Origin of the sequence: Ralstonia sp. UBA689 (assembly GCF_002298975.1) — a bacterium.
Classification (GTDB): domain Bacteria; phylum Pseudomonadota; class Gammaproteobacteria; order Burkholderiales; family Burkholderiaceae; genus Ralstonia.
Genome location: NZ_DBMV01000044.1, coordinates 34,917 through 54,267 on the forward strand (window position 1 = coordinate 34,917; position 19,351 = coordinate 54,267).

Consider the following 19,351-nt stretch of genomic DNA (forward strand, 5'->3'; position numbering starts at 1 on the left):
GACATGCCGATAATGCGCAGATCCGCAGAGAAGCAGGCCTTGAGCGGGCGACCGCTTCAGGATTCCAGATTTTTTGAGTCACATATCACCTCCCTGAGCACGGCAGCAGCCTGCCGCTCCGCCTGCCCAATCCCGGGCGGGCGAATTCCGTCTCCGGAGTTCGGTGATGCCCCCAATATCCCCTATCGAGTTGTTGATTTGCACGGAATCCTGACCCAGGATTTGCATCGAAAACTGACCCACCCCAAAGGCTGTTAGGTGTCGCTTTGTGCGGGCTGTTTGGCGGTGCGTTTCTCCTTCTTGGGCTGGGTGGTGCTGTGCTTGAAACGATAGCTATCGTTGCCGGTTTCAACAATGTGGCAGTGGTGCGTGAGGCGGTCCAATAGCGCGGTGGTCATCTTGGCGTCCCCGAAGACGCTGGACCACTCGCCGAAGCTCAGGGTCGTGGTGATGACGAGGCTGGTGCGCTCGTAGAGCTTGCTGATCAGGTGGAATAGCAATGCGCCGCCGGTCTGGCTGAACGGCAGATAGCCCAGTTCATCGAGGATCACCAAGTCGGCATACATGAGTCGCGTGGCCAGGTGTCCCGGCTTGCCGGAGACCTTCTCCAGTTCCAACGCGTTGACCAGCTCCACGGTCGAGAAGAAGCGCACTCGACGGTGATGGTGCTCCACGGCCTGCACGCCGATGGCGGTGCCGAGATGGGTCTTGCCGGTGCCAGGGCCGCCGACCAACACGATGTTGTGTGCCGACTCCAGGAACTCGCAGCGGTGAAGCTGCCGCACCAGCGCCTCGTTGGCCTCGCTGCAACTGAAGTCGAAGCCGGTCAGGTCTCGGTAGGCCGGGAAGCGCGCCACCTTCATCTGATAGGCCAGCGAGCGCACCTCGCGCTCGGTGAGCTCGGCCTTGAGCAGACGCGACAGTATGGCCACGGCCGACTGGTAGGCCGGCGAGTCCTGCGCCGCCAAGTCGCCCGGCGCTTGCGCCATGCCGTGCAGCTTCAAGGACTTCAGCATCTCGACCATGGCTTCATGCTGCATGATGCACCTCCCGGTCGCGCAGTCTGTCATAGCGGCCGACGTTGGCCTGCGGTTCGACGTGCAGAGCCAGCGCCTGCGGTGAGGTGATCGGTGCCACGGGCTCGCCTTCCAGGAGGCGGCTCAGGATGTTCAGGATGGTTTGTTTGGACGGTGCGCCCGCCTCCAGTGCGAGTTCCACCGCAGTCAGCACAGCCTGCTCATCGTGCAACAGCACCAGTGCCAGAATCTCGACCATCTCGCGATCGCCAGCGGGGCGCTTGAGCAGTGTGGATTGCAGGCGCCGGAAGCCCTCTGGCAGTTCAGCAAACGGGGCACCGTTACGCAGCGCACCGGGCTTACGCTGCAGCACTGCGAGGTAATGGTGCCAGTCATAGATCGTGCGCCCAAGCTGATGACTGCGGTCGATGTGCCGCGTGTGCTCGGCAATCACTTGGCCTTCGGCCACGAACACGAGCCGGTCGGCATAGACGCGCAGGCTGATAGGCCGGTTGGCAAACGACGCCGGCACGCTGTAGCGGTTGCGCTCGAAGGTCATCAGGCAGGTTGGTGAGACGCGCTTGGTGTGCTCGACAAAGCCATCGAACGGCTGCCCCACCGGCATCAGGTGCGGCCGCTCCAGCGACCAGGCTTCCCAGAGGGTCATGTCAAGTTCAGGATGGCGGGTCTGCTGCCACAGCCGCACGCACTGGTCGGCCAGCCAGTCATTGAGCGCAGCCAGAGAGCCAAACGCCGGGATACGCTGCCAGATGCGGTGACGGCTGTCCTGCACGTTCTTCTCGATCTGCCCCTTCTCCCAGCCTGAGGCCGGGTTACAGAACTCGGCGTCGAACAGGTAGTGGCTGACCATGGTGCTGAAGCGCAGGTTGACGTCACGCGACTTGCCCTGGCGCACCCGATCCACGGCGGTCTTCATGTTGTCGTAGATGCCGCGACGGGGGATGCCGCCCCATGCCACAAAGGCGTGGTGATGGGCATCGAACAGCATCTCGTGGGTCTGCAGCAGATACGCGCGCAAGAAGAAAGCGCGGCTGTGGCTGAGCTTGAACTGGGCTACCTGCAGCTTGGTGCGCTCGCCGGCGATGACCGCCCAGTCCTCGCTCCAGTCGAACTGGAAGGCCTCACCCTCGGCGAAGCGCAGCGGGATAAAGGTGCCGCGACTGGACGAACGCGCTTGTTCCTGTTGCTCTTGGCGCCAGCGGCGAGCGAATGCAGCAACACGGTCATAGGAGCCGGTGAATCCCAGGGCACACAGATCGGCGTGGATCTGCTTGAGCGTGCGCCGTTGCTTGCGCGGCTTGTTGGTCTCGGTCTTGAGCCAGGCGGAGAGCTTGGCGGCATGGCCGTCGAGCTTGCTCGGACTCTGGCGTGCAGGATAGGCCGGTGCGGTGACGTCAGCGCGCAGATAGCGCCTGACCGTGTTCCTGGAGATGCCCAGGCGTCTAGCGATCTCGCGCAGCGGGATCTGGTCGCGAAGATGCCAGCGTCGAATGATGCTCAGTATGGCCACGTCGATCACTCCGATCTCCCGCTCGTTGCCGAGCGGGACAGTGTTCTATACGTGGGTCAACATTCGATGCAAAAACCTACCTCGGGTGGGTCAGGATTCGGTGCAAATCAACAGTCTTGGCCGTGGTCGGCCAGCCGAGCTTGCGAATGAGCGCCTTCCACGTGCCGGAAGGGGTCTTGACGATGGTCGCCATGTACCTGTTCTGAGAGCTGACTGTACCGAAAATGTACTTTTCAACACCCAGAAAGCACAAGGGGTCACGTGAAATTCACGTAACCCCTTGATTTTATTGGTGCCGGCTGCAGGACTCGAACCCGCCACCTGATGATTACAAATCAACTGCTCTACCTGATGAGCTAAGCCGGCAAAGAACCGCGATTCTAGCGCAACATGTGCTACTTGACGACCTTCAGTGAAGGTTTGCCACCAATACGCGGCACGTTGGGGGGTGTCGGCTCGTCATCTGGACCACTTTCAACCTCTGCGGCAACCGGTGCGGGCGCCGGTTCAGAATCCACCGCCGCCAGCTTGGGCGGCGGATTATTCTCGCGTTCGGTTGCTGCCTGCGTGGTCGGCGTGCTGCGTTCGACCGGGAAGGCCATGCCCTGCCCGTTCTCGCGCGCGTAGACGGCGAGCACATTGTCGACCGGCACCTCGATCTTGCGGGACACGCCCGAGAAGCGCGCGTGGAACGTGATCCACTCGTTGCCCATGTCGAGCTGGCTGGTCGCATCAAAGCTCACGTTGAGCACGATTTCATCGTTCTTGACGAACTCGCGCGGCACGTTGGTGCTGTTGTCGACGAAGACAGCGATGTACGGCGTAAAGCCGTTGTCCGTGCACCATTCATAGATGGCCCGGATCAGGTAGGGCTTGGTCGAAGTTTCCGGCATGATGGAATCGGTAACCGTTGGGCGCGGCCGCGGTGGTTCAACTCACCTACACGGCCGGCAACCTGGCGGCGATCAGCGGCGCATCACCTTTTCCGACGGGGTCAGCGCTTCAATATACGCCGGACGGCTGAAGATACGTTCGGCGTATTTCATCAGCGGAGCGGCGTTCTTCGAGACTTCGATGCCGTAGTGGTCCAGGCGCCACAGCAGCGGCGCAATCGCCACGTCGAGCATCGAGAACTCTTCGCCCAGCATGTACTTGTTCTTCAGGAAGATAGGAGCAAGCTGCGTCAGGCGGTCACGGATGGCGGCACGCGCCTTCTCGTGCGACTTCTCGGCGGCCTTGCCCTTCTCGTTCTCCAGCACGGACACGTGCGTGAAGAGTTCCTTCTCGAAGTTGAACAGGAACAGGCGGGCGCGGGCACGCTGCACCGGGTCGGCCGGCATCAGTTGCGGGTGCGGGAAGCGCTCGTCGATGTACTCGTTGATGATGTTCGACTCGTACAGGATCAGGTCGCGTTCAACCAGGATGGGCACCTGGCCGTACGGGTTCATCACCGCGATGTCTTCCGGCTTGTTGAAGAGATCGACGTCGCGGATCTCGAAATCCATGCCCTTTTCGAACAGGACGAGGCGGCAACGCTGCGAGAACGGGCAAGTGGTGCCCGAGTACAAGACCATCATGGTTGTAGTTCCTTGGCGCATGGGCCGGGGGCGGCCCGATGACGGTACAACCGCAGCGACAAACCGCATCGCCGCGGCACAAAAGCGAAAAGGCAAAGGGCTAGGACCAGTTCAGCACTGGCCTAGCCCTTGCCCCGGAAAACATGGATTTTACTTGATGTCCTTCCAGTAGGCCGCATTCAGGCGCCAGGCCAGCACGAAGAACACGCCGATGAACAGCAGCACCCACACGCCCAAGCGCTTGCGCAGGTTGCCAGCGGGCTCAGCCATCCAGTCCAGATACGTGACGATATCCGCTACGGCCTGGTCGTACTCGACGGTGTTCAGCTTGCCTGGCGTGACCTGATCGAAGCCGACCAGCTTGTGTTCGGGCTCGCCGCCATGTTCGGACTTGACCGTCTCGTACCTCGGTACGCGCTGGCCCTGCAGCTCCCACAGCACGTGCGGCATGCCAACCTTGTCGAACACCAGGTTGTTCCAGCCGGTCGGACGCGTGTCGTCACGGTAGAAGGTGCGCAGGTAGGTGTAAAGCCAGTCGCTGCCGCGGGCGCGGGCGATCACCGACAGGTCAGGCGGCACGGCGCCAAACCACTTCTTGGCGTCGTCGCGGTCCATGGCGATGCGCATCGTATCGCCGACCTTGTCAGACGTGAACAGCAGGTTCTGCTTGATCTGCTCTTCCGACAGGCCAATGTCACGCAGCCGGTTGTAGCGCATCGCGCTGGCGCCGTGGCAATTCAGACAATAGTTGACGAACAGCTTGGCGCCGCGCTGCAGCGCTGACGCGTCGCTGGACTGGTTGGGTGCCGGATCGAGCGGCACGCCGCCCTCGGCGGCCATCACGGGCGCGGCAAACACGAGGCCGGCCAAGGCGAAAATCGCAAGCAGCTTTTTCATTCTTGTGTCCTTATCCTCGGCTGGAATCAGTGCGGCTTGAACGTGACCCGCTCAGGCACCGGCTTGAAGGTCCCGATCTTGCTCCAGATCGGCATCGCGAGGAAGAACGCGAAGTACACGATGGTACCGATCTGCGAGACGATCGAACCTGCCGGGCTCGGCGGCTGGATACCCAGGTAGCCCAGCACCGCGAAGGCGATCACGAAAATGACCAGCAGGATCTTGTGGAAACCCGGACGATAGCGGATCGACTTGACCGGCGACTGGTCCAGCCACGGCATGAAGAAGAAGATCACCACCGAACCGCCCATCACCACCACACCCCAGAACTTGGCGTCGATGAACGCAAAGCCCAGCGCCAGGATCACCGCCACAGCCACCGCCACGCCCTTGACCTTCATGCTCTTGGAACGCACGAACAGCAGACCCAGCATGATCGCGATGAAGCCCCACAGCCACGGGAGGAAGTCCGACGTGGTCGCGCGCAGCATGGAGTAGAACGGCGTGAAGTACCACACCGGCGCGATGTGCGGCGGCGTCTTCAGTGAATCCGCCGGGATGAAGTTGTTGGCTTCCAGGAAGTAGCCGCCCATTTCCGGCGCGAAGAAAACAATCGCACTGAAGATGAACAGGAACACCGCCACCCCCACGATGTCGTGCACCGAGTAGTACGGGTGGAACGGAATGCCGTCGAGCGGAATACCGCGCTCATCCTTCTTGGCCTTGATCTCGACGCCGTCCGGGTTGTTCGAGCCCACTTCATGCAGCGCGATGACGTGCGCCACCACCAAGCCCAGCAGCACCAGCGGCACCGCGATGACGTGGAACGAGAAGAAACGGTTCAGCGTCGCATCCGACACCACGTAATCACCGCGAATCCACAGAGACAGGTCCGGGCCGATCAGCGGAATGGCGGAGAACAGGTTCACGATCACCTGCGCGCCCCAGTACGACATCTGGCCCCACGGCAGCAGGTAGCCCATAAAGGCTTCGGCCATCAGGCACAGGAAGATCAGGCAGCCGAAGATCCAGACCAGCTCGCGCGGCTTGCGATACGAGCCGTACAGCATGCCGCGGAACATGTGCAGGTACACGACGATGAAGAACGCCGATGCGCCGGTCGAGTGCATATACCGCACCAGCCAGCCCCACGGCACCTCGCGCATGAGGAACTCCACGCTCGCATAGGCGACGGGGATGCCGGCGGCGTTGAGCGTGCCATCCGGCTTGTAGTTCATCACCAGGAAGATGCCCGTGACGATCTGGATCACCAGCACCAGCAGCGCCAGCGAGCCGAAGAAATACCAGAAGTTGAAATTCTTGGGTGCGTAGTACTCCGACAGATGCGCCTTCCAAGTGTCGGTCAGCGGGAAGCGAGCATCGATCCAGCCCAGCAGCCCGGTTGTCTCCACCTTCTTCTCGGCCATGATCAAGCCTCTCCTTTCTCGTCTTTACCGATCACCAGCTTCGTGTCGGACAGGAACATGTACGGCGGGACGTCCAGGTTCTGCGGCGCCGGCTTGTTCTTGAACACGCGGCCGGCCAGATCGAACGTGGAGCCGTGGCAGGGGCAGACGAAGCCAGGGTCGCCGGCGAGCTGCGGATTGGCACCGGCTACAAACGGACCGGACGGCGAGCAACCGAGGTGGGAGCAGATGCCGACCACGACCAGCAGGTCCTTGTGTTCGGCACGAGAGCGGGTTTCGTTCTTGCAGTAGTCCGGTGTCTTCATCGTGTAAGGCACATCGGACTTGGGGTCGGCGACTTCGGTATCGGTCTTCTTGAGCGATTCCAGCATCTCGGGCGTGCGCTTGAGCAGCCAGACAGGCTTCCCGCGCCATTCCACGACCTTCATCTGGCCGGGGGCCAGGTCGCTGACATCCGCCTCTATGGGCGCGCCCGCTGCGCGGGCTTTTTCAGATGGTGCGAACGTGCAAACGAAAGGGGCCGCCACTGCAACCCCTCCCACACCACCAGCCACGGACGTCGCAATCAACAGATTGCGGCGACCCTTGTCCACGTTTTGCTGGTCACTCATTCAAGACCCCAGGATGAGAAATCAAGATAGGTTCGCGTCAACCAAAAATTATACCCGAGCGTACCTGACCGACGATAGCGGTCGCAGGGAACGTGGCTTGCAGATATAGTTGACTCACCGATCTCCCGCCAGCCCAGTGCCGGCGCGGCTTCGGAGTGTCTCCTACAAACTCGCTTTCAACAATTCAGGTCAACGAATCAGCAGCTTGACCGTTTGTGTCGAATCAAACAATCCGGAGAAAACCGATGGCCCTGATGCAAGACTTCAAGAATTTCGCGATGCGCGGCAACGTGATCGACCTGGCGGTGGGTGTGATCATCGGGGCTGCATTCGGCAAGATCGTCGACTCGCTCGTCAACGATCTGATCATGCCGCTGATCGGCCGCATCATCGGCAAGCTCGATTTCTCGAATCTGTACGTCCAGCTCGCCGATGCTCCGGCCGGTGTGCCACAAACGCTGGCCGACCTGAAGAAGGCGGGCGTGCCGGTTCTCGCGTACGGCAACTTCATCACCGTGGCCGTCAACTTCGTGATCCTGGCGTTCATCGTGTTTCTGATGGTGCGCGCGATCACCCGCCTGACCGAATCCAGCCAGCCGCCCGGCGCCGCCCCGGCCACGCCGGAAGATGTCCTGCTGCTGCGGGAGATCCGTGACAGCCTGAAAGCCAAGAGTCAGTAAAGCGATCGTTACATCACACTGGATTCGGGATATCGATGAAGGTGTGACGCACCCCGAAGTGCTCGGCGAGGTGGTTGCCGAGCGCTCGCACGCCACCGCGCTCCGTTGCGTGGTGGCCCGCCCCGATATAGGCAACCCCCGATTCGCGCGCCAGATGCGTGGTCTGCTCGGAGGCCTCACCGCTCAGGTAGACATCTACGCCGGTCGCGATCGCCGCGTCGAACCAGCCCTGCGCACCGCCTGTGCACCAGCCAACCGTGCGCACCGGCGTGTCCACCTCACCGAGCACCAACGGCGTCCGGCCCAGCCGTGCCGCTACGGTTTCGGCAAACATGCCCAACGTGGTTGCCTCTGGCAACTCGCCGATCCAGCCCAATTCATCGTCGCCGAAACGGCCTTTGGGCTCGATGTCCAGCAGGGCGCCCAATTGCGCGTTGTTGCCCAATTCGGGATGCGCATCCAGCGGCAGGTGGTAAGCGAACAGGTTCAGATCGTGGTCAAGAAGCCGCTTCAAGCGCGCATGCTTCTGCCCGACAATGCGAGCGTCTTCTCCTTTCCAGAAGTAGCCGTGATGCACGAGGATGGCATCGGCACGCGCTTCAATGGCCGCTTCGAGCAGGGCCAGACTGGCGGTCACGCCAGTCACGACATGCGTGACTGTCTCGCACCCCTGCACTTGCAGCCCGTTGGAGCAATAGTCCCGAAAACGGGCCGCCTGCAACAGGTCGTTCAAGTACAATTCAAGTTGTTTTCGATCCATTTCGACTCAATTTCGCCCTATGTTGCGCCGCTTTTGGCTATTTTTTGCGCAGGCCGTCACGGTCGTCCTGGCCATCTGGTTTGTGGTCGCCACCCTTAAACCCGATTGGCTGCAGCGCGGCAGGATGGCGGTGCAGTCCGGCTCGCCCATTGTCGCGCTCAAGGAAGTCGCACCGAGCGCGCATGGCGGTACGCCAAGCAATTCCTACTCGGAAGCCGCCAAGGTGGCGATGCCGGCGGTGGTCAACATCTTCAGCAGCAAGAACGCCCCCAAGCGCAATAGCCCGCAGACCAGTAACGATCCGTGGTTCCGCTTCTTCTTTGGTGATCGCGCCCCCGAGCAGCGCCAGGAGCCGACAGCCAGCCTGGGCTCCGGCGTGATCGTCAGTTCGGAGGGCTACATTCTAACGAACCACCACGTGGTGGACGGCGCCGACGAGATCGAGGTCGCCCTGACCGATGGTCGCAAGGCCAACGCCAAAGTGGTGGGCTCCGACCCCGAGACGGATCTTGCCGTCCTGAAGATCGGCCTGCCCAACCTGCCCGCCATCACGCTGGGCCGCCTGGAAAACGTGCGTGTTGGCGACGTGGTACTCGCGATCGGCAATCCGTTCGGCGTGGGCCAGACGGTCACCATGGGCATCGTCTCGGCGCTGGGTCGCAGCCATCTGGGCATCAACACCTTCGAGAATTTCATCCAGACCGACGCCGCCATCAACCCCGGCAACTCCGGCGGTGCGCTGGTGGACGCCGACGGCAACCTGCTCGGCATCAACACGGCCATCTACTCGCGCTCAGGCGGTTCACTGGGCATCGGCTTTGCGATTCCGGTGTCGGTGGCCAAACAGGTGATGGAGTCGATCATCTCGACCGGCAGCGTAGTGCGCGGCTGGATCGGCGTCGAACCACAGGACGTGACGCCGGAAATCGCCGAGTCGTTCGGCCTGTCGCGCAAGAACGGCGCGCTGATCGCCGCGGTGGTCCAGGGCGGTCCAGCCGATCGCGGGGGCGTGCGCCCGGGCGACATCCTCACTAGCGTCAACGGCGAGTCGATTCCCGACACGACGGCCCTGCTCAACAGCATCGCCCAACTCAAGCCGGGCGCGGAAGCCAAGGTAGCGGTATCGCGCAAGGGTAAATCGGTGGAGCTGACCGTAGTCGTCGGCAAGCGTCCGGCACCGACCCGACGGAACGTGCCAATGCCTTCGCCGGACGAAGAGCAGTAGGCGCAGGAACTTGAAGCATGCAGACGGCGGCCGATGTGCCGCCGTCTTTTTGTCCCCTCGCGCTGAAGGCTGGACGCGCCCCTCGCCTGAAGAGGCCCCGCTCGAAGACGACAATCACTCATTCAGAATCAGAACGCAGCTCATACGTCGCGCCAAGCCCTCTATCGCCACCGCCCGGGCACGATGTCCGGGGCAATTGTGCCGACCGAAGAGGCACCGTTAACCGCGGCAGACGCTCGAATCGCACCCGCAAGCTCGGAAAGAACATTGAGCCCCATCCGGGGACCAACACATCGGCGCTCCGACGATACCGCCGGCAACTCGAGCACCTCACCGCCGATCTTCTGCACCGACAACACGACAACTCTCACGCGGGTCGCGCACAAAGAAAAACGCCGACCCCTTTCGGGATCGGCGTTTAACCGTTTAATTCGATGCGCTCTTACGAGCGCGTCAAATTAGAACTTGTGACGCAGGCCAACCACAGCACCAACTTGGTTGTTGGTGTTGCCAGCGCCCGAGAACACTTGGTTGCTGGACGACTGCAGCGTCGTAGCATTACCCGACGAGGCGCCGTTGAAGCCAGCCACACCCAGCGTCGAACCGTTGCTGTTCTTCGCGTAGGCCAGGTTGAAGTAAGCGTCAGTGCGCTTCGACAGTGCGTAGTCGGTCGACACAACGAACAGCCACGGGTTACCCGTACCGCTGTTCTTGAACTGCTGATAGTAAGCCGTACCAGTCAGCGACAGAGCCGGGGTAACTTGGTAACCAGCGCCCAGCCAGTACAGGTTCGAACGCAGGTCGCCACCCACGCCAGCGGCGTCGTAGTTAGCCTTGTACCAACGATAGCCAGCGTACAGCTTGGCCGGGCCGAAAGCATATGTGCCGCCGATCGTGGCACGCTGTTCCTTACGGCCGCCGTTCGTCACATAGGCCGTGCTGTTCGTGCTGTCATACACGGCACCCAGCGCGAACGGACCCGCAGCGTAGTTTGCACCCAGGCTCCACTCACGGCCGTTCTGGGCTGCACCGGCAGTTTCGTTGCCGTTGTAGTTGAACGCATACAGGGCCGAGACGCTCAAGCCACCGAACGTGCCGATGTACTTGACAGAGTTGTCAGCACGGCCAGCCATGAACGAGTCTTGCGAGCCAATCGAGTAACGCGTCGCGAGCGCCATCGGATCATAGTTCAGACCAAAGTCGTACAGCAGGTTTTGCTGACGACCCAGGGTCAGTTGACCCCACTGACCTTGCAGGCCAACAGTGGCAGTGCGGTTAAACAGGCGATTCGAATCGCTCTGTGCGCCCGTATCCAGCGCAAAACCGCTTTCCAGATTGAAGATACCCTTCAGGCCGCCGCCCAGATCCTCAGAGCCGCGCAGACCCCAACGGGAAGTAGACATGTTGCCAGCTTGCATAGCAACACGCGAGTTACCTTGCGTACCAGCAGCATTCGGCACCTTGTTTGCCCACTCGACACCAACGTCGGCCACGCCGTACAGGGTCACGGAGGATTGTGCATAGGCGCCACCGGCGGCCAGAGCTGCAACAGCAGCTGCAAACAGTTTCATCTTCATATCGACACTTTCCTTGTCAACTGATTGGGAAATCTTGACTGTCCTTATGGACGACGCAGATACCTCACGTCTGTCGGCATTATGGGCCAGCGTTGACAGATTCCGGAAACCCTTTTTGGCTCTGGGAGACGATTTGCGGCCAAGTTGTTGCTCATGGGCAACACGCAGGAGCCCCCCTCGGACGGGGGTCTCGGCCGGCATTTGGCGCAATGGCGCGGGGGTTGGCGGGCGATTCTCGGGGCGGCGAGCGCACCAAATTTGTCACCTGAGTGTCGACATAAATTGTCGCCTTCCCGCCACGCCACGTCATTAAGAGACGATTAATTCTCTTTTCTATCGACCGAGCGCAGCGTGCCATCGCTTCAGAAAATCGGCACGGCGGAGTTGATCTTGATGGGCGAGTAAACCCGGGCCAACTGGAATCGGCCGGTGCGTATTGCCCAACTCGGCAAGGAGGCGCTCGGCAGTCAGCCCGGTTTCGACGTCCTGACGCAGCGAGAACAGGAACGCGCGGTCAGCCATCACGCCTTGGCCGTCACGCGAGAGCATGAAGTCCAGCCACAGACGCGCAGCGTTCGGCCGGGCGGCGCGACGAGCGATGAAGGCGACGCGCGTAGCGACCAACGTGTAGTCGGTCGGCATCTTGATGGCGAGTGCGGGGTTGCGGTCGGCGTAGCGTGCGGCGTACGAGCCGATCACGTTGTAGGCCAGCAGGCTTTCTCCCGAGGCCACGCGCTCAAGCATGGCGGCCGTCGTGATGTACAAGTTGACGTTGACACCACCCAATGCCCGGGCAACATCCCAGAACACCGGAGTGGTGCGCGCGTCCTCGGCGGCGAATAGGAAGGCCGAGCCGGAGTGCTCGATGTCATACGAGGCAACGCGGCCGCGCAGCAGATCGCGGTGGCTATTCAGGATACGGGCGAAATCGGCGTGGGTGGCAGGTACCAGATCGGCGGCAAGCTGGCGCGCGTTGTAGACGAAGACGACCGGCTCATAGCTCGTACCGTACGCCTCGTTCTTCCAGATCGCCCACGAGGGCAGGTACGGCCGCTCGGGTGATGCATACGACAGCGCGTGACCGTCGTTCACCAGCTTGAACTGCTCGGGCATAGCCGAGCTCCAGACGACATCCGCACCGGGCGACTTGGAGGCGAGTTCCGCCAGGAAGCGCCGGTAGAGGTCGTCGCTGTTCTGTTCACGGTAATCGACGGTGATGCCGGGATAGCGCGTCTCGAATGCACGGATGAGCGGATGCGCGGCCGCGAAGTCCGTCGTCGAGTAGACCGTGACGCGACCCTCGCGGCGCGCAGCATCGATCATCGCGTCGTAGTCACGCGGGTAGTAGGACGGCAACTCTGGCGCCGTGCGAGCCAGCCATTGCGCGCGGACCTCGCCTGCGCCAAGCGCGGCGGTGCCGCCCGCGGCCAGCAGCGCGGCGGCCTGGCACAGCCAGCGACGACGAGAATTCAGGATGGGCGGCATGCGAGTCTGGCCGCATCAGGTAAGCAATGTGATCGGGATGCGGGCGCCACGCATTATCATGAAAAAGCACTCAGAACGATATTGAGAGACACCCGATGCGAATCTTGCTGGTGGAGGATGAAGACGAATTGGCGGCGTGGCTGGCGCGCGCGTTGGCGCAAAGCAGTTTCGTGGTCGAGCGTGCGGCCGACGGTGTCGCGGCCGAGGCCTTTCTCGGCTCGGGCGAATTCGACGCGGTGGTGCTGGACCTGCGCCTGCCGCGCAAGGACGGCTTTGCCGTGCTGGCCGGCATGCGCGCGCGCGACGACCGTACGCCGGTGCTGATCCTCACCGCGCAGGGCGCGCTGGACGAACGCGTGCGCGGCCTGAATGCGGGCGCGGACGATTTCCTCACCAAGCCGTTCGCGCTGTCTGAACTGGAAGCGCGACTCATGGCGCTGATCCGCCGCAGCCGCGGCCGGGCGTTCCCACGGCTGCGCTGCGGGCCGCTGGAGTTCGATACCGGGCGCAAGGCATTTCTGCTCTCCGGCGAGCCGCTGTCGCTCACGCCGCGCGAACATGCCGCGCTGTCGGCGCTGCTGCACAAGACCGGCCAGCCGATCAGCAAGGTGCATCTGTTCGACAAGGTCTTCAATCTCGACAGCGATTCGAGCCCCGATGCGGTGGAGGTGGTCGTGCACCGCCTGCGCAAGAAGCTGGCGGGTACCGGCGTGCAGATCGTCACCGTGCGCGGCCTGGGCTACATGCTCGAAGCCGGCGCCGCCGACGCGAGCACGCTTAGCGACAGCGCCACCTCATGACGCAACGTCTTGCCCTGCTGCCGCGCAGCCTGAAACTCACGCTGCTGTGGCTGCTGCTCCCCGGTCTGGTCGGCGTGCTGGCGATCGATATCGTGACGGCGTACCAGGCGCTGCGCGGCGCCACCGACCGCGCGTATGACCGCGCCCTGCTCGGCTCGGTGCGCGCCATCGAGAATGGCGTGACCATCGAGCGCGGGCAGGTGCAAGTCAACGTGCCCTATGTGGCACTGTCGATGTTCGAATCGACCGCGCAGAGCAGTGTCTACTACCGCGTCGCCTTCGAGCCCGCCCCAGGCAAAGCGCCCGAGGCCGCGCTCACCGGGTATGACGACTTGCCACTGCCCACTGCGCACCTGGAGAACGACACCGAACTTTTCTACGATGCGGCGTATCACGGCGAGCCGGTCCGGGTGGCCGCTGTCGCTAAACCGCTATACCAGCCGGGGCTGCCAGCGCGCATCGTGATCCAGGTGGCCGAAACCATCGAGACACGGCGTGCGCTGCAGCAGGCAGTCTGGCGGGGCACGCTCCTGCGCGATGCGGCTCTGGTAGTGGTGAGCGCGGCGCTGCTGTGGCTGGGCGTGACGGTGGCACTGCGCCCACTGAACCGTCTGGCACGTAGCATCGCGGTGCGTGCTTCCGACGACCTGCGGCCGCTCGATGCCGCCGACGTGCCCGCCGAGGTGCGCCCACTGGTGGAGGCAATCAACCACCATATCCATCGCTACGCAGAGTTGGCCGAGGCGCAGAGCCAGTTCCTCGCCGACGCGTCGCACCAGCTGCGCACGCCGCTGGCGGTGCTGCTCACGCAGGCCGAGTACGCGCTGCGCGAGACCGACCCGGTGCGCGTACGGGAAAGCTTGTCCGCCATCATCGCGCGGCTGCAGTCGACCAACCGGCTGACCACGCAGTTGCTCGCACTCGCCCGCGCGCGTCACGCCGGGCAGGACGCGCCACCCGAGACCTTCGACCTGGGCGACCTCGCACGCGACGTGGTGGTCGACGCCCTGCCGCTGGCACGCGAGAAGCAGCAGGACCTCGGCTGGGACGATGGCGGGCTTCCCGTGGCGCTGCCCGTCACGGGTTATCCGGCCTTCCTGCGTGAGGCGCTCTCCAATCTCGTGCACAACGCGATCCGTTACACGCCGGCCGGCGGGCGCATCACCGTGCGCGCGAGCGCCGACGGCGATGCTGCCCTCGTCTGCGTGGACGACACCGGCCCCGGCATGAGCCCCGACGAACGCGCGCATGCGTTCCAGCGTTTCCGTCGCGCACATGAGGGCGGCGCGCGCGCGGTGAAAGCCAAGCATGCGCCCAAAGACGCGCGCTATGCCGCCGAAGGCTCCGGCCTCGGCCTGGCCATCGCGCAGGCGTACGCTGCGCGCAGCGGCGGACAGATCGAACTGGCGGATGGGGAGCCGAACGGGCACGGCGGCGTGGGCCTGTCGGCGCGGATTCGCGTGTCGCTGACGACATCTACGGCGCACACGGAACATGCTGCGACGCAGCAATCTCAATGAAAGCGTGGCGAAAGCGCCCGATTTCTATAATCCGCTGCACCTGGGGCCATCCGTCCGAGCTATTCGCAAATAGCCGGCCCCACACCATCACAAGCAAACAGGAGACAAACCCATGCTTCGTGGCCGCACCATGCCCGCGCACGCCGCTCTCGCTTCGACGCTTTGTTCGATTACGGCTGCCGCTCTGACCCTCAGCACCGCCGCCTTCGCACAGGTCCCGGCCGGCTATCCCGCCAGCTACGCCGACACCATCGCCGCCGCCAAGAAAGAAGGCAAGGTGGTGGTCTACGCCACGACCGACACCAAGGCCGCCGATCCGCTCATCAAGGATTTCGAGTCGCTCTACCCCGGCGTGAAGGTCGAGTACAACGACATGAACAGCAGCGAGCTATACAACCGCTTCATCAGCGAGCAGGCTGCCGGCGGCGCCTCGGCCGACATGATGTGGAACTCCTCGATGGACTCGCAGCTCAAGCTCGCGCAGACCTACGCCCTGAAGTACGACTCGCCCGAAATGCCGAACCTGCCGAAGTGGGCCGTCTACAAAGGCCTGGCCTACGGTACGACCTACGAGCCGGCGGTGTTCCTGTACAACAAGCGCCTGATCAAGGACAGCGAAGTGCCGCAGACGCATGCCGATTTCGCCAAGCTGGTCGGCAGCCAGGCCGAGCGCTTCAAGAATAAGGTCACGACGTACGACATCGAAAAGTCGGCCGTGGGCTTCATGATGGCTGCGCAGGACAACCAGGATTCGCCGCAGTACTTCGACTTCGTCAAGGCCGTGGGCCCGAACCTGGTGCTGCAGTCCTCCACCGGCACGATGATGGAACGTGTGGCCTCGGGCGAGAACCTGTTGGCTTACAACATCCTCGGCTCGTACGCGATGGCGCGAGCCAAGAAGGACCCGTCGATCGGCATCGTCTATCCGAAGGACTACACGCTGGTGGTTTCGCGCGTGGCGATGATCGCAAAGAAGGCGAAGAACCCCAACGCGGCCAAGCTGTGGCTGGACTACATCCTGTCCAAGCGCGGTCAGGACATCCTCGCCAACAAGTCGGACCTGCACTCGCTGCGTGAAGACGTATCGGGCGAAGCCACCGCCGCGGGCTTGAAGAAAATTCTCGGGGCATCGATCAAGCCGATTCCCGTGGACGATTCGATCCTGACGTTCCTGGAACCGAAGAAGCGTCTGGACTTCATCAAGCAGTGGCGCACCGCCGCCGGCCGTTGATCTGAACTGCTGATCACAGCCACTCCTCTCTTCTGACCGATCTGCCGGCGCCGCTGCAATTGGCGCCGGCCCCTCCTGGAGGCACCATGCGTTCCCTGACGCAAGACCGTGCCGCCGTTCGCCAAGTCATCCCGCAACGCTCGATCTTGTCGCGCATGGGACAGGCTTTGCCGCGCGGCGTGGTCATCCTGCTCACTGCGCTGGCGATTTTCACGCCGCTGGCGCTGATCTTCTACCAGAGCTTCCTGTCCGCGCCATTCTTCATGCCGGACGCACTGGCAGGGCTCGATGCGTACCGCTTCATCTTCGACGACCCGGACTTCTGGCACGCGTTCGAGAAATCGGCGGCACTGGCCCTCGGCCTCGCTGTGATCTCGGTGCCGCTGGGCGGCATCCTGGCCTTCCTGATGGTGCGCTCGGACCTGCCGGGCCGCCGCATCATCGAGCCGATGCTGATGATTCCGGTGTTCGTTTCGCCGATGGTGCTGGCGTTCGGCTATGTGGTATCGGCCGGGCCAGTCGGCTTCTACACGATCTGGTTCAAGCAGGTCTTCGGTGGCGTGCCCTGGAACGTGTATTCGTTCACCAGCATCATCATCATCGCCGGCCTGACGCACGTACCGCACGTGTATCTGTACGTTTCGTCGGCGCTGCGCAGTCTGGGCTCCGATGTGGAAGAAGCCGCGCGCATTGCTGGCGCGTCACCGTTGTCGGTGGCGCTCAACGTAAGCCTGCCGATGGTGCGCCCGGCCTTGCTGTACGCGGCCGTGCTGGTCGTCTTCCTGGGTTTCGAGGTGTTCGGCCTGGTGCTGGTGCTGGGCGATCCGGAAGGCCACCTGGTGCTGGCGACATACCTGTACAAGCTGACCAACAAGCTCGGCACGCCGGCCTATCACCTGATGGCAGCGGTGGCGGTCTGTCTGGTGATGGTGACTTTTCCGCTGGTGCTGCTGCAGCGCTACATGCTGCGCTCGGCCAACCGCTTCGTCACGGTCAAGGGCAAGGTCACGCGCAGCCGCCCGCTGCCGCTTGGCTCTTGGCGCTGGCCTGCCTGGGCGCTGGTGGTGCTGTGGTTCTTTGTCTCGGTAGTGGTGCCGCTGTCGGGCATCGCGCTGCGCGCCTTCGTATCGAACTGGGGTGAAGGCGTGTCGCTCATGGAGGCCGTATCGCTCACGGCGTTCCACCAGATCTTCGAGCAGCCGCAGTTCCTGCGCGCCATCGTCAACACGGTGCTGATCGGCGTCATCGGCGGCGCCATCGCAGTGGCCTGCTATACGTTCATCGGCCTGGCGATGCACCGCAAGCCCGATGGCTGGACTCGCTTCCTCGATTACAGCGTTCTGGTGCCGCGCGCGATCCCGGGTCTGTTGGCCGGTCTGGCCTTCCTGTGGGTGTTCCTGTTCGTGCCGAACTGGGTCGAGACCTTGCTGACCGACAGCGGCCTGCCTTTCGCCAACTGGATCGTCGAGCACGTGGTGCCGAGCCTGCGTGACCTGCGCAGCACGATCTTCAGCGTGTGGATCGCCTACACGGTGGTGTGGATGGCCTACGGCCTGCGCCTGATCTCGGCCGCGCTGCTTCAGGTCGGGCCGGAGCTGGAAGAAGCCGCGCGCTCGGTCGGCGCCAGCCGCGCCCGCACCACGCGCGACGTGACCGTACCGCTCACGCGCTACGGCCTGCTCGGCGCATGGCTGCTGGTCTTCCTGATCTTCGAGCGCGAGTACTCGACTGGTGTGTATCTGCTCTCGCCGGGCACCGAGACGATCGGCTCGATGCTGGTTTCCCTGTGGGCGGGCGGCGCCATCGACATCGTCGCCGCGCTGTCCTTCGTCAATATCGTGCTGGTGGCCGTCGGCCTCGGCATTGCACTGCGTTTCGGAGTGAAGCTCCATGATTGAACTCACCGTCAACGACCTGCACCTGCAATACGGCAACAACCCGGTGCTCAAGGGTGTCTCGATGCAGTTGAACAAGGGCGAGGTCGTCTCGCTGCTGGGCCCATCCGGCTCTGGCAAGACCACGCTGCTGCGCGCCGTCGCGGGCCTCGAACAGGCCAGCCGCGGCACCGTCAAGATCGGCGATCGCGTCATGTTCGACGGCGCCAACAAGCTCGACGTGCCCGCCGAAGGGCGCAACCTGGGCCTGGTGTTCCAGTCGTACGCGCTGTGGCCACACAAGACCGTGGCCGAAAACGTCGCCTACCCGCTCAAGCTGCGCAAAACGCCCGCCGCGCAGATCAAGGAACGCGTGCAGGCTGTGCTGCAGCAACTGGGCCTCGGCCACCTGGGTGAGCGCTTCCCGAGCCAGCTCTCGGGCGGCCAGCAGCAGCGTGTGGCGATCGCCCGTGCGTTGGTCTACAACCCGCCCGTGATCCTGCTCGACGAGCCGCTCTCCAACCTGGACGCCAAGCTGCGTGAAGAAGCCCGCGCCTTTCTGCGCGAACTGATCGTGCGCCTGGGCCTGTCCGCGCTGATGGTCACGCACGACCAGGGCGAAGCGATGGCAATGTCCGACCGCATCCTGCTGCTCAACAACGGCGTGATCGAGCAGCAAGGCACGCCTGAGGAGATGTACGGCACGCCGAAAACCCTTTTCACTGCCGAGTTCATGGGCAGCAACAACCGCATCAACGGCAAGATCGCTGAGGTGCGCGACGGCATGGCACGCCTGGTGGACGAGGCCGGCGGCTGGTCGCTGTGGGGCGTGGCGCGCGGTGATCTGAAGCCTGGCACGCCGGCGCACGGCGTGATCCGCCTGGAGCAGGTGCGTGTCGGCCTGGACAACGCCGACAACACCATCCGCCTGCCGCTGGCCACGCGCATGTACCTGGGCGACCGCTGGGAATGCCTATTCCGTGCTAGCGGCGATGCCGGCACCGGCCTGCGCGCCTACGCCAGCAATGCGCCGAGCGACGGCCAGTACGCGCTGACGTTCCCGCGTGAGCAGTTCTGGTTGTTTGCAGCGTAAATCGCTCGCACCAGCAACAAGAAAGGCAGCCTCGGCTGCCTTTCTCT

17 protein-coding genes, 1 tRNA gene and 1 pseudogene are annotated in these 19,351 nt (G+C 63.2%); 7 read left to right on the forward strand and 12 right to left on the reverse strand.

Features of this window, described 5'->3' with window-relative positions; all coding sequences use genetic code 11:
- Positions 1–254: 254 nt before the first annotated feature.
- The 9 genes and pseudogenes from istB to petA form a co-directional block, all read right to left on the reverse strand.
- The gene (istB, locus tag B4F51_RS21625; RefSeq protein ID WP_296228764.1) at positions 255–1,040 is read right to left on the reverse strand and encodes an IS21-like element helper ATPase IstB; all 786 of its coding nucleotides are present in this window, start codon (positions 1,038–1,040) and stop codon (positions 255–257) included.
- Positions 1,030–2,556 carry an IS21 family transposase gene (gene istA / locus B4F51_RS21630; protein WP_296228766.1) on the reverse strand — a complete coding sequence of 509 codons (1,527 nt, stop codon included), beginning with the start codon at positions 2,554–2,556 and terminating at the stop codon, positions 1,030–1,032. Before istA ends, istB begins: the two co-directional genes overlap by 11 nt.
- 103 nt (positions 2,557–2,659) lie before the next feature.
- A pseudogene (locus tag B4F51_RS21635) lies at positions 2,660–2,740 on the reverse strand (site-specific recombinase); the annotation flags it as partial.
- Between the two features lie 97 nt (positions 2,741–2,837).
- Positions 2,838–2,913: transfer RNA gene (locus B4F51_RS21640), tRNA-Thr, on the reverse strand.
- Between the two features lie 29 nt (positions 2,914–2,942).
- Positions 2,943–3,440: a ClpXP protease specificity-enhancing factor gene (locus B4F51_RS21645; RefSeq protein ID WP_296228767.1), complete on the reverse strand. Its 498-nt coding sequence runs from the start codon at positions 3,438–3,440 to the stop codon at positions 2,943–2,945.
- A gap of 72 nt (positions 3,441–3,512) precedes the next feature.
- Positions 3,513–4,124 (reverse strand): glutathione S-transferase N-terminal domain-containing protein, encoded by a 612-nt coding sequence (locus tag B4F51_RS21650; RefSeq protein ID WP_296228769.1) that lies wholly within the window; start codon positions 4,122–4,124, stop codon positions 3,513–3,515.
- A gap of 150 nt (positions 4,125–4,274) precedes the next feature.
- Entirely contained in the window at positions 4,275–5,021 is a 747-nt protein-coding gene (locus tag B4F51_RS21655; RefSeq protein ID WP_296228771.1) for a cytochrome c1, read from the reverse strand.
- 26 nt (positions 5,022–5,047) lie between these two features.
- Positions 5,048–6,451: a cytochrome b gene (locus B4F51_RS21660; protein ID WP_296228837.1), complete on the reverse strand. Its 1,404-nt coding sequence runs from the start codon at positions 6,449–6,451 to the stop codon at positions 5,048–5,050.
- Positions 6,451–7,059 carry a ubiquinol-cytochrome c reductase iron-sulfur subunit gene (petA, locus tag B4F51_RS21665; RefSeq protein ID WP_296228772.1) on the reverse strand — a complete coding sequence of 203 codons (609 nt, stop codon included), beginning with the start codon at positions 7,057–7,059 and terminating at the stop codon, positions 6,451–6,453. Before petA ends, B4F51_RS21660 begins: the two co-directional genes overlap by 1 nt.
- A 245-nt stretch (positions 7,060–7,304) precedes the next feature.
- On the opposite strand from petA, the gene mscL reads away from it, so the two are divergent.
- On the forward strand, positions 7,305–7,739 hold the full coding sequence (gene mscL, locus B4F51_RS21670) for a large conductance mechanosensitive channel protein MscL (RefSeq protein WP_296228773.1): 435 nt from the start codon (positions 7,305–7,307) through the stop codon (positions 7,737–7,739).
- 13 nt (positions 7,740–7,752) lie between these two features.
- Here the strand turns inward: mscL and B4F51_RS21675 are convergent, their stop codons facing one another.
- Positions 7,753–8,499, reverse strand: a complete 747-nt coding sequence (locus B4F51_RS21675; RefSeq protein ID WP_296228774.1) for a Nif3-like dinuclear metal center hexameric protein — start codon at positions 8,497–8,499, stop codon at positions 7,753–7,755.
- Positions 8,500–8,518: 19 nt separating this feature from the next.
- On the opposite strand from B4F51_RS21675, the gene B4F51_RS21680 reads away from it, so the two are divergent.
- Positions 8,519–9,724: a Do family serine endopeptidase gene (locus B4F51_RS21680; protein WP_296228775.1), complete on the forward strand. Its 1,206-nt coding sequence runs from the start codon at positions 8,519–8,521 to the stop codon at positions 9,722–9,724.
- Positions 9,725–10,182: 458 nt separating this feature from the next.
- On the opposite strand, the gene B4F51_RS21685 is transcribed toward B4F51_RS21680, so the two are convergent.
- Together B4F51_RS21685 and B4F51_RS21690 are read right to left on the reverse strand one after the other, a co-directional pair.
- Positions 10,183–11,301, reverse strand: a complete 1,119-nt coding sequence (locus B4F51_RS21685) for a porin (protein WP_296228777.1) — start codon at positions 11,299–11,301, stop codon at positions 10,183–10,185.
- Between the two features lie 333 nt (positions 11,302–11,634).
- Positions 11,635–12,786: an ABC transporter substrate-binding protein gene (locus B4F51_RS21690; protein ID WP_296228778.1), complete on the reverse strand. Its 1,152-nt coding sequence runs from the start codon at positions 12,784–12,786 to the stop codon at positions 11,635–11,637.
- A gap of 95 nt (positions 12,787–12,881) precedes the next feature.
- Between B4F51_RS21690 and B4F51_RS21695 the strand changes: the two genes are divergently transcribed.
- The 5 genes from B4F51_RS21695 to B4F51_RS21715 all read left to right on the forward strand — a co-directional run bounded on the left by B4F51_RS21695 (position 12,882) and on the right by B4F51_RS21715 (position 19,304).
- Positions 12,882–13,586: a response regulator gene (locus B4F51_RS21695; protein ID WP_296228780.1), complete on the forward strand. Its 705-nt coding sequence runs from the start codon at positions 12,882–12,884 to the stop codon at positions 13,584–13,586.
- On the forward strand, positions 13,583–15,106 hold the full coding sequence (locus B4F51_RS21700; protein ID WP_296228781.1) for a sensor histidine kinase: 1,524 nt from the start codon (positions 13,583–13,585) through the stop codon (positions 15,104–15,106). The genes B4F51_RS21695 and B4F51_RS21700 overlap by 4 nt, the downstream gene beginning before the upstream one ends.
- Positions 15,107–15,218: 112 nt before the next feature.
- Entirely contained in the window at positions 15,219–16,337 is a 1,119-nt protein-coding gene (locus B4F51_RS21705; protein WP_296228782.1) for an ABC transporter substrate-binding protein, read from the forward strand.
- Between the two features lie 86 nt (positions 16,338–16,423).
- A complete protein-coding gene (locus B4F51_RS21710) occupies positions 16,424–18,235 on the forward strand; it encodes an ABC transporter permease (protein WP_296228783.1) in 1,812 nt (603 codons plus the stop codon).
- Entirely contained in the window at positions 18,228–19,304 is a 1,077-nt protein-coding gene (locus B4F51_RS21715) for an ABC transporter ATP-binding protein (protein WP_296228786.1), read from the forward strand. Before B4F51_RS21710 ends, B4F51_RS21715 begins: the two co-directional genes overlap by 8 nt.
- Positions 19,305–19,351: the final 47 nt, after the last annotated feature.